At 73.2% G+C, this 10479-nt stretch carries 8 protein-coding genes and 1 pseudogene; 8 read left to right on the top strand and 1 reads right to left on the bottom strand.

All coding sequences use genetic code 11. The features are described 5' to 3' along the window. Window positions 1-602 (bottom strand): annotated as a pseudogene (locus KBX37_RS21520) (hypothetical protein); the annotation flags it as partial. Window positions 603-963: 361 nt separating this feature from the next. Between KBX37_RS21520 and KBX37_RS21515 the strand changes: the two are divergent. The 8 genes from KBX37_RS21515 (at window position 964) to KBX37_RS21480 (ending at window position 10478) form a co-directional block, all read left to right on the top strand. Further along, window positions 964-2949 carry a TIGR03960 family B12-binding radical SAM protein gene (locus KBX37_RS21515; protein WP_210777721.1) on the top strand — a complete coding sequence of 662 codons (1986 nt, stop codon included), beginning with the start codon at window positions 964-966 and terminating at the stop codon, window positions 2947-2949. A gap of 183 nt (window positions 2950-3132) precedes the next feature. Beyond that, window positions 3133-3852, top strand: coding sequence for a TIGR03936 family radical SAM-associated protein (locus KBX37_RS21510; RefSeq protein ID WP_210777725.1), 720 nt, complete (start codon window positions 3133-3135; stop codon window positions 3850-3852). Window positions 3853-3984: 132 nt separating this feature from the next. Beyond that, window positions 3985-7035 carry an Rne/Rng family ribonuclease gene (locus KBX37_RS21505; RefSeq protein ID WP_210777720.1) on the top strand — a complete coding sequence of 1017 codons (3051 nt, stop codon included), beginning with the start codon at window positions 3985-3987 and terminating at the stop codon, window positions 7033-7035. A 120-nt stretch (window positions 7036-7155) separates the two neighbouring features. Then, window positions 7156-7644, top strand: coding sequence for a hypothetical protein (locus KBX37_RS21500; protein ID WP_210777719.1), 489 nt, complete (start codon window positions 7156-7158; stop codon window positions 7642-7644). 167 nt (window positions 7645-7811) lie between these two features. Further along, window positions 7812-8126: a 50S ribosomal protein L21 gene (rplU, locus tag KBX37_RS21495; RefSeq protein WP_088960746.1), complete on the top strand. Its 315-nt coding sequence runs from the start codon at window positions 7812-7814 to the stop codon at window positions 8124-8126. Window positions 8127-8137: 11 nt separating this feature from the next. Continuing rightward, window positions 8138-8392, top strand: a complete 255-nt coding sequence (rpmA, locus tag KBX37_RS21490; protein ID WP_088975624.1) for a 50S ribosomal protein L27 — start codon at window positions 8138-8140, stop codon at window positions 8390-8392. Window positions 8393-8482: 90 nt separating this feature from the next. Continuing rightward, entirely contained in the window at window positions 8483-9958 is a 1476-nt protein-coding gene (obgE, locus tag KBX37_RS21485) for a GTPase ObgE (protein ID WP_210777718.1), read from the top strand. A 70-nt stretch (window positions 9959-10028) separates the two neighbouring features. Next, a complete protein-coding gene (locus tag KBX37_RS21480) occupies window positions 10029-10478 on the top strand; it encodes a GNAT family N-acetyltransferase (protein WP_210777717.1) in 450 nt (149 codons plus the stop codon). The last annotated feature ends 1 nt before the right edge of the window (window position 10479 follow it).

The raw sequence follows: 10479 nt of genomic DNA, 5'->3' as shown, positions 1-10479 counted from the left end.
GGGGTGGCGGGCGCAGTGGTGTCGACCCGGGTGGGCTGCGGGGTGGCGGGCGCAGTGGTGTCGACCCGGGTGGGCTGCGGGGTGGCGGGCGCAGTGGTGTCGACCCGGGTGGGCTGCGGGGTGGCGGCTGGCAGACCGGTGTCGACTCGGGTGGGGTGCGGGGCCGCGGGCGCGCTGGTGTCGACCCGGGTGGGCTCGGGTGTGTCGGGCCCATCGGTGTCGAGCCCGGTGGGCTGCGCGGCGGGCGGCGCGGTGTCGAACCGGGTGGGCGGAGGTGCGTCGTCTCTCGGGGTGGGCTGGACCGGGGCGGGCTCCGGGTCGTCGGACGTCCGGCCCTCGACGGGTGGGGCGGGTGAGGTCGGCGCGGTGGGCTCGTCCGGGGACGCCGTGGCCGGCTCGGTCGCCGTCCGCTCCGGGTCGCCCGGGGCGGCGGCCCGGTCGGCGGGCAGCTCACGGGTGCCCTCGGGGGCCGTGCGGGGCCCGGCGTCGGCGGGTACGGGCGAGGGGGCCGGCTCCTCGGCGACGGCCGGCTCCCGGCCGACGTCGGTGACCGGGGGGCTCCCGTCGGCCGGCCGGTCCGCCCCCGGCTGCGGCTGCGGCATCGCGGCAATCTCCTCTCGCGCCGGTTGCGAGGTTAGTACCGGCATGCCACCAGCGACGAACCCGTCCACCGTCGGTCGCCCTCGGACGACGCCGGGTGAGGGTGGCGTAACGGGTCAGACCGGGCGCTCGGGCGGGGGTAGCGGCGAGGGCTTCAAGATCGGGTTGCATTTTCCGAGGCTGAGCACGGCGTGTCGTCTCGGTGAATGCGACTGGATCATGGGGAGTGGGCGGTGGGGGCGGGGAGCCGACCGGGGGGCGTTGGGCTGGGCGGGGCAGCGGGTGCGCTCCGGTCAAGTCCGTCCGGGGATGGTGGACGGTGCGGCGCGGTGGGTGGCCGACGGGCGCGTACCCTTGGGCATCATGAGTGCCCCGTCCACGACGCCGCGCCCCGCCGCGGCCAATTCCGTCTGGCCCCGGCTGGAGCCGCTGCTGCCCCAGGTGACCAAGCCCATCCAGTACGTCGGTGGCGAGTTGGGCGCGGTGGTCAAGGACTGGGACGCGGCCACCGTGCGCTGGGCGCTGATGTATCCCGACGCGTACGAGGTCGGCCTGCCCAACCAGGGCGTGCAGATCCTCTACGAGGTGCTCAACGAGCTGCCCGACGTGCTCGCCGAGCGGACCTACGCGGTCTGGCCGGACCTGGAGAAGCTGATGCGCGCCCACGGCGTGCCGCAGTTCACCGTCGACGCGCACCGCTCGGTGCGCGACTTCGACGTGTTCGGCGTCTCGTTCTCCACCGAGCTGGGCTACACCAACCTGCTCACCGCGATCGACCTGGCCGGCATCCCGCTGCTCGCCGCCGACCGCACCGACGCCGACCCGGTGATCCTGGCCGGCGGGCACGCCGCGTTCAACCCGGAGCCGATCGCCGACTTCGTCGACGCCGCCGTGCTGGGCGACGGCGAGGAGGCGGTCCTGGAGATCACCACGATCGTCCGGGAGTGGAAGGCCGAGGGCTCCCCGGGCGGGCGCGATGAGCTGCTGCTGCGGCTGGCCCGCACCGAGAGCGTCTACGTGCCGCGCTTCTACGACGTGGACTACCTGCCCGACGGCCGGATCCAGCGGGTCGTGCCGAACCGGGCGGACGTGCCGTTCCGGGTGCACAAGCGCACGACGATGGACCTGGACGCCTGGCCGTACCCGAAGAAGCCCCTCGTGCCGCTCGCCGAGACCGTGCACGAGCGGTACGCGGTGGAGATCTTCCGGGGCTGCACCCGGGGCTGCCGGTTCTGCCAGGCCGGCATGATCACCCGCCCGGTGCGGGAGCGCTCGATCACCACCGTCGGCCAGATGGTCCGCGACGGGCTGGAGTTCTCCGGCTTCCACGAGGTGGGCCTGCTGTCGCTCTCCTCCGCCGACCACTCCGAGATCGGCGACATGTGCTCCGGCCTCGCCCAGCAGTACGAGGGCACCAACGTGTCCCTGTCGCTGCCGTCGACCCGGGTGGACGCGTTCAACATCGACCTGGCCCAGGAGCTGTCCCGCAACGGCCGGCGTACCGGCCTGACCTTCGCCCCGGAGGGCGGGTCGGAGCGGATCCGCAAGGTCATCAACAAGATGGTGTCGAAGGAAGACCTGATCCGCACCGTCGTCACCGCGTACACCAACGGCTGGCGGCAGGTGAAGCTGTACTTCATGTGCGGCCTGCCCACCGAGACCGACGACGATGTCCTCGAGATCGCCGACATGGCGCACGAGGTCATCAAGGCCGGCCGGGCCGCCACCGGTTCCAAGGACATTCGCTGCACCGTCTCCATCGGCGGCTTCGTGCCGAAGCCGCACACCCCGTTCCAGTGGGCGCCGATGGAGCGCCCCGAGGTCATCGATCACCGGCTCAAGATCCTCAAGCAGGCGATCAACTCGGACCGCTCGCTGGGCCGGGCGATCGGCTACCGCTACCACGACGGTGAGCCGTCGCTGATCGAGGGCCTGCTCAGCCGCGGTGACCGCCGGGTCGGCGCGGTGATCCGCAAGGTCTGGGAGAACGGCGGCCGGTTCGACGGCTGGAGCGAGCACTTCTCGTACCAGCGCTGGGTGGACGCCGCCGCCGAGGCGCTGCCGACCTTCGGCGTGGACCTCGACTGGTACACCACCCGGGAGCGCGACGAGCTGGAGGTCCTGCCCTGGGACCACCTCGACTCCGGCCTGGACAAGGACTGGCTCTGGCAGGACTGGCAGGACTCGCTGTCCGAGTACGAGCAGGACGACTGCCGCTGGACCCCGTGCTTCGACTGCGGCGTCTGCCCGTCGATGGACACCGAGATCCAGATCGGCCCCACCGGCCGTAAGCTGCTCCCGCTCACCCCGGTCAACGGCCTGAAGGTCCCCACCGGCGCCCAGCAGTGACCGTACCGGGGCGGGTGCGCGCGCGTGGGCGCGCCACCCGCCCCGCCCCGGCGATCATGAAGTTATTGTCACCGGCATCCGTGGCACCTTCATGACCGACCGGTCCTGACACCGAGGAGCACGACGATCAGCAGGAAACCACAGCCGGAGGGCGGGCAGGCGCCGGTCGTCCAGCGCGTCCGGATCCGGTACGCCAAGCGCGGCCCGCTCCGGTTCACCTCGCACCGGGACTTCGCCCGGGCCTTCGAGCGCGCGCTGCGCCGGGCCGGCGTCCCGATCGCCTTCTCCCAGGGCTTCACGCCGCACCCCAAGATCTCCTACGCCAGCGCGGCCCCTACCGGCGTGGCGAGCGAGGCGGAGTACCTCGAGATCGGCCTGCGCGAGCCGGTCGACCCGGAGCAGCTGCGCGCCGCGCTGGACGCCGCGCTCTCGCCGGGGCTGGACGTGCTGGACGCGGTGATCGCCGCGACCGGCAGCCTGGCCGACCGGATCGAGGCCTCGCACTGGCGCATCGAGCTGCCCGAGGTCGAGCCGGCCGCGCTGCACCGCGCCGTCGCCGCCTTCACCGCCGCCGACGAGATCCAGGTCGAGCGGATGACCAAGCAGGGCCGGCGCACCTTCGACGCCCGGGCCGCCGTCATGCGTATCGATGTGGTGCCGCCCACGGAGACGCCTTCCGAGGTGCCGGGCGTGTCGTGTGCGATACTCGAACTGGTCGTGCGGCAGGTCACCCCGTCCGTACGGCCCGATGACGTCCTTTCCGGCCTCCGCGTGGTGGCCGACCTGGTGCCGCCGGTTTCTCCGAGGGTGATCCGGCTGGCGCAGGGCACGCTGACCGCGCAGGGTGCGATCGTGGATCCGTTGGACGCGGACCGCGACGGGGCAACCATCGGTGAGCACTGACCGACGGTCGGTGCTCTAGGCAGGCAGACTTCGGCGGTCGCGCACCTCGCGCGCCCGGCGGAAACACTTTTGCGGCAACCCTGCGTGGCAGCGCTCACCCGCGCCCGGGGCGGCCAGAACTGGAGAACGTCCATGCTCGAGAACGAGCCCGAGGGCGGCGAACGGACCGGCGCACAGCCGGCCGGCCAGACCGCCGACGCCACCAACAGCACCAGCGCCGAGGGCGCTGCCACCGACAGCGCCGCCGAGGCCGCGCCGAAGCGCCGGCGCACCACCCGGCGCAAGGCGGCCCCGTTGAACCAGCCGGAGCAGGTCGAGGCGCCCGCCGAGGCGTCGGCGGCCGCCGCGTCTGCCACCGACGAGGCGCACCAGGGCGAGGTACTGGCCCCGGTCGCCGGTGAACTGGACACCCCGCCCAAGACCACCCGTCGCCGGCGCAAGGCGACGCCCGCCAAGGCCGCCGAGGAGCCGGAGGTGGCCACCGGAGCCGAGGATCACTCGGCAGAGGTCGTCCCGCCGGTGAAGGTCACCCGTACCCGGCGCAAGAAGGCCGCCGCCCCGGCGGCCGCCGAGCCGGCCGCCGAGATCCCGGCCGAGGTCCCCACGCCCGCCGTGGAGGCCGCGCCCGTGGTCGAGCCGGACGAGGAGGAGGAGCCCGCCGTCGAGGCGGCGGCGCCCACCGAGCCCACCGCGGTCGACGAGGCCGAGGCCGCCGAGGCCGCCACCGCGGAGGCCCGGCCGGGTCCCACCGAGCCGGCTCTCGCCGCCTCCGGCGCCGAGAGCCGGGCCGGCGAGGTCCCGCCCGGTGTCGCGGTGCCCGGCGCCGAGCCGGCGGAGGTCGCGCCGGAGCCGCGTACCCGCCGTCGGCGGGCCGCGCTCTCCGCGCCGACCGTGCTGTTCATGGCCCCGCTGCCCGAGGAGCTGCCGGCCGTCCGCGTGGTCGAGCCCGGCCCGGCGGTGGCCGAGGAGGCCGTCGAGGAGCCGGCCGAGACCGGTCGCCGGCGTCGGCGCGGTCGCCGCGAGGTCGAGCCGGTCGAGGTGCTCGAGGTCGAGGAGGAGCCCACCGGCGAGGCCGAGGAGGCCGTCGAGGCCGAGGAAGAGGACGAGGACGAGAGCGCCGCGGCCCGCCGTCGCCGTCGTCGTGGTCGCCGGGGCCGCGGTCGCGGCAAGGGCGGCGCCGAGGACAGCGACGAGGAGGAGGCCGAGGAGGCCGTCCAGGCCGAGGCCGAGGCCGAGGGCGGCGAGGCCGAGGAGCCCGAGGAAGAGGAGGGCGAGGGCGACGGGCTGACCCGCCGCCGGCGCCGTCGTCGCCGCCGGGGCGCCGGGGACGTCGAGGGGGGCGCCGAGGACGGCGTGCCCACCGTGGTCAAGATCCGCGAGCCCCGCAAGGCCGTCGACGAGGTGCAGGGCGTCTCCGGCTCGACCCGGCTGGAGGCCAAGCGCCAGCGCCGTCGGGACGGCCGCGAGCAGCGCCGTACCCGGCCGCCGATCCTCAGCGAGTCGGAGTTCCTGGCCCGCCGGGAGGCGGTCGACCGGGTGATGGCGGTACGCCAGCGCGGCGACCGCACCCAGATCGCGGTCCTGGAGGACGGCGTGCTGGTCGAGCACTACGTCACCCGCAACTCCTCCGGCACCATGGCCGGCAACGTCTACCTCGGCAAGGTGCAGAACGTCCTGCCCAGCATGGAGGCGGCCTTCGTCGACGTCGGGCGCGGCCGCAACGCCGTGCTGTACGCCGGCGAGGTCAACTGGGACGTGAGCGGACTGGAGGGGCGGGCCCGCTCGATCGAGCAGGCGCTGCGCTCCGGTGACTCGGTGCTGGTGCAGGTCACCAAGGACCCGATCGGGCACAAGGGCGCGCGGCTGACCAGCCATATCGCGCTCTCCGGCCGGCACCTGGTCTACGTGCCGAACGGCAACGCCTCGGGGATCAGCCGGAAGCTGCCGGACAACGAGCGCAAGCGGCTGCGGGACGTGCTCAAGAAGCTGGTCCCCGACGGCGCGGGCGTGATCGTCCGGACCGCCGCCGAGGGGGCGAGCGAGGACGAGCTGGCCCGCGACGTCAAGCGGCTGCAGGCCCAGTGGGAGGACATCCAGGCCAAGGCGGCCGAGGGTGGCGCCCCGGTGCTGCTCTACGAGGAGCCGGACCTGGTCATCCGGGTCGTCCGGGACCTGTTCAACGAGGACTTCCGCGAGCTGGTCATCGAGGGCGAGCAGTCGTACGACATGGTCGAGTCGTACCTGTCGCACGTCTCGCCCGACCTGGTCGCCCGGCTGCGCCGGCACGTCGGCACCACCGACATCTTCGCCGAGTACCGGATCGACGAGCAGATCATCAAGGGGCTGGACCGGAAGGTCTTCCTCCCCTCCGGCGGGTCGCTGGTCATCGACCGCACCGAGGCGATGACCGTCATCGACGTCAACACCGGCAAGTACACCGGCTCCGGGGGCAACCTGGAGGAGACGGTCACCCGCAACAACCTGGAGGCGGCCGAGGAGATCGTGCGCCAGCTCCGGCTGCGCGACCTCGGCGGCATCGTGGTGATCGACTTCATCGACATGGTGCTGGAGTCGAACCGCGAGCTGGTGCTGCGCCGGCTGACCGAGTGCCTGGGCCGGGACCGGACCAAGCACCAGGTCACCGAGATCACCTCGCTCGGCCTGGTGCAGATGACCCGCAAGCGGATCGGCGCGGGCCTGCTGGAGGCGTTCAGCGAGACCTGCGAGTGCTGCAAGGGCCGGGGCCTGATCATCCACACCGAGCCGGTGCCGGAGAAGCCGCGTGCCGGTGCCGGCGCGGGGGAGAAGGTCAAGGCGGTCGCCTCCTCGGTGGCCGCCGCCCCGGCGACCGAGCAGACCGGCGCTTCGACGCGGCGGCGCTCGCGCAAGGCCGCCGCCGCGCCGGAGCGCACGGTGGTGGAGACCACCGAGGCCGCCGACGTGGACCGGGTGGCCGAGGCGGAGGCCGAGTACCACGACACGATGGGCTACGACCTGTCCCGGTACGAGACGGAGACGCCGGCCGCGCCGGCAATCGCCGACAGCCTGGAGGGCGAGTCGGCCCGGCTGGCCGGGGCGGACGACCCGGACGCGCTGGGCGACACCGAGGAGGAGAGCGGCGAGGGCGGCACCGGCCGGCGCCGGTCCCGCCGCGGCGGCCCCCGTCGGCGGACCCGCCCCTGACGGGCTGACCAGCCCGACGTTTCGCGGGGCCCTTTCCGGCGGCGACAGTGCCGGCGGGAGGGGCCCTGTCGCGTTCTCCGGCCCCGGCTACGATCGGTCACCCCCGGCTAGGAGAAGACAATGCGCCGCCTGCTCGCCGCCACCCTGGTGACCGCCGCCCTGCTGACCGGCTCCGGCTGCTCCGGTGACCGGTCCGACGAGGCCGCCCCGGCCAGCACCGGCCCGTCGGCCACCTCGACCCTGCTGCCGTCCGCCCCGGTCAGCGTCGCCCCGGCGGGAGGCAACGGGCCCCAGGTCTGCGCCGCCGCCGAGCAGGCCTCCTCGGCGGCCGTGCGGACGTACGTCGAGGAGCTGGGCAAGATGATCGCCGCAGTCGGCGCGAACGACAGCACCGGGGCGGAAACCGCCCGGAAACGGGCGGAGTCGGCGCTGACCAGCTGGCGGGCGGCGCTGCGTGAGCAGTCCGCCCAGGCCACCGATCCGCAGTTGAAGACCCTGCTCACCGACCTGGCCACCGAGGTCGGCAGGCTCGGCGCCGACGTCGAGTCGATCGACGAGACCGAGCTCGACCGCCTCCAGCAGCGCCTCGACCAGCTCTGCGGGCGCTGACCGGCGGGCCCGGTTTGGGTGTCACCCGGTCCATGGCGTACGCTTGCCTGCGGCGCACTTTGGTGTGCCGAGTTCCCGCGTGCCCGCGCCGCCGGTGTCACTGCTACCCGGCGAGTCGCCGTGGGAACGACCAGCCAGCAGCCTCAACGACAGGGAGTCCGCCTCCGATGTACGCGATCGTCAAGACCGGCGGCAAGCAGTACAAGGTCGCCGAGGGCGACGTGATCGAGGTCGAGAAGCTCGCCGGTGCCCCCGGCGACGCGGTGAAGCTCACCGCGGTGCTCCTCGTCGACGGTGACGACCTGGTGACCGACGCGGCGAAGCTTGCCTCGGTCGCGGTGTCCGGCGAGATCGCCGCGCACACCAAGGGCCCGAAGATCCGGATCCACAAGTTCAAGAACAAGACCGGCTACCACAAGCGCCAGGGTCACCGCCAGCCGCTGACCCAGGTCAAGGTGACCGGCATCTCCAGCGGGAAGTAGGTCGTCCTCCAATGGCTCACAAAAAGGGTGCGTCCAGCTCGCGTAACGGTCGTGACTCCGCGGCCCAGCGACTCGGCGTGAAGCGCTTCGGTGGTCAGGTCGTCAGCGCGGGTGAGATCCTCATCCGTCAGCGTGGCACCAAGTTCCACCCCGGTGACCTGGTCGGCCGCGGCGGAGACGACACGCTCTTCGCGCTGGCCGCCGGTGCGGTCCAGTTCGGCACCAAGCGCGGCCGCAAGACCGTCAGCATCGTGCCGCAGCAGTAATACGCAGGCGTTGCGGGCCGTGGACCTCGGGTCCCGGCCCGCTTCGTCTTTTCGCACGCGGGGGCGTACCCCGCTGGAAGGATTGGCGTCGTGACGACGTTCGTTGACCGGGTCGTCCTGCACATGCAGGCCGGCGACGGCGGGCACGGCTGTGCCTCGATCCACCGGGAGAAGTTCAAGCCGTTCGGCGGCCCGGACGGGGGCAACGGCGGGCACGGCGGCAGCGTGTCGCTGGTGGTCGACCCGCAGGTGACCACCCTGCTGGACTTCCACTTCCGCCCGCACCTGAAGGCCGAGAACGGCAAGGGCGGGGCCGGATCGAACCGGGACGGCGCCAACGGCCACGACCTGGTGATCAAGGTGCCGAACGGCACCGTGGTGCAGACCCTCGACGGCGAGGTGCTGGCCGACCTGGTCGGCGTGGGCACCACCTTCGAGGCGGCGCGCGGCGGTCGCGGCGGTCGCGGCAACGCGTCGCTGGCCAACGCCCGGCGCAAGGCTCCCGGCTTCGCCGAGCTGGGCGAGCCGGGCGACCGGCTGGACGTGGTGCTGGAGCTCAAGAGCGTCGCCGACGTCGGTCTGGTGGGCTTCCCGTCCGCCGGCAAGTCGTCGCTGATCGCGGTGATCTCCGCCGCCAAGCCGAAGATCGCCGACTACCCGTTCACCACCCTGGTGCCCAACCTGGGCGTGGTCCGGGTCGACAACCACACCTTCACCGTGGCCGACGTGCCGGGCCTGATCCCCGGCGCGGCCACCGGCCGGGGGCTGGGGCTGGAGTTCCTCCGCCACGTCGAGCGCTGCGCCGTGCTGGTGCACGTGGTGGACACCGCGACGCTGGAGCCGGGCCGCGACCCGCTCGCCGACATCGACGCCATCGAGGCCGAGCTCACCCAGTACGGCGGCCTCGCCGACCGGCCGCGGCTGGTCGCCCTCAACAAGATCGACGTACCGGACGGGCGGGATCTCGCCGAGATCGTCCGGCCGGACCTGGAGGCGCGCGGCTTCCGGGTGTTCGAGGTCTCCACGGCCACCCGCGAAGGGCTCAAGGAGCTGATGTTCGCGATGGCCGAGGTGGTCGAGCAGGGCCGCCAGGCGGCTCCGCCGGCCGAGCCGACCCGGATCGTCATCCGCCCGAAGGCGGTGGACGACGCCGGCTTCACCATCGACGTGGAGGAGGACGGCTCCTTCACGGTGCGCGGTGTCCGGCCCGAGCGCTGGGTCCGGCAGACGAACTTCGACAACGACGAGGCGATCGGCTTCCTCGCCGACCGGCTCGCCCGCCTCGGCGTCGAGGACAAGCTGGCCAAGGTCGGCGCCAAGCCGGGCGACCTGGTGCGCATCGGTGAGCGGGAGTTCGACTGGCAGCCCACCCTCTACGCCGGCGTCGACTTCGTGCCCGGCAACCGGGGCACGGACGTGCGGCTGGAGGAGAAGTCGACCCGCGCTTCGGCCGCTGAGCGGCTGGCCGCCCGCAAGGCGCGCCGGCAGCGCCCCGCCGACGAGCTGGAGGCCGGCGGCCTGGACGCGGACCTCTCCGACGACCTGGACGACGACGACCTCGAATAGCTCGATCATGTCCGTGTCCGGGTCGTTCGCCGGAAACCTCCGTGAAATCGACCCGGCATAGCGTGGTCGGATGCTGATCGAGTCCCGTCCTTCCACCGACCCGGAGATCGACGCCCTCGTCGTCGCCCAGCAGCGGGAGCTGCGCGAGGCCGACGGCGGACTGGACGGGCAGGTCACCGTCGCGCACGACGACATCCGCTACCTCGCGGTGGTCGTCGACGGCCGGGCGGTGGCCTGCGGCGGGGTCCAGTCACTGGACGCCGCCACCGGGGAACTCAAGCGGATGTACGTCCGTCCCGCGTACCGGGGCAGGGGTATCGCCCGGCAGCTGCTGACCGCGCTGGAGGAGTTGGCCTTCCAGCGGGGTCACTCGGTGGTCTGCCTGGAGACCGGGGTCTACCTGCCGGCGGCGATCGGGCTCTACACCTCGTGCGGGTACGAGCCGATCCCGGTCTACGGCGAGTACGTCGACAACCCGTACAGCGTCTGCTTCGCCAAGCACCTGCCGGTCGCCGCCTGAG

The organism is Micromonospora sp. U56 (assembly GCF_018070095.1).
Taxonomy (GTDB): Bacteria; Actinomycetota; Actinomycetes; order Mycobacteriales; family Micromonosporaceae; genus Micromonospora; species Micromonospora purpureochromogenes.
This window is presented reverse-complemented; position numbering and strand designations above follow the sequence as displayed.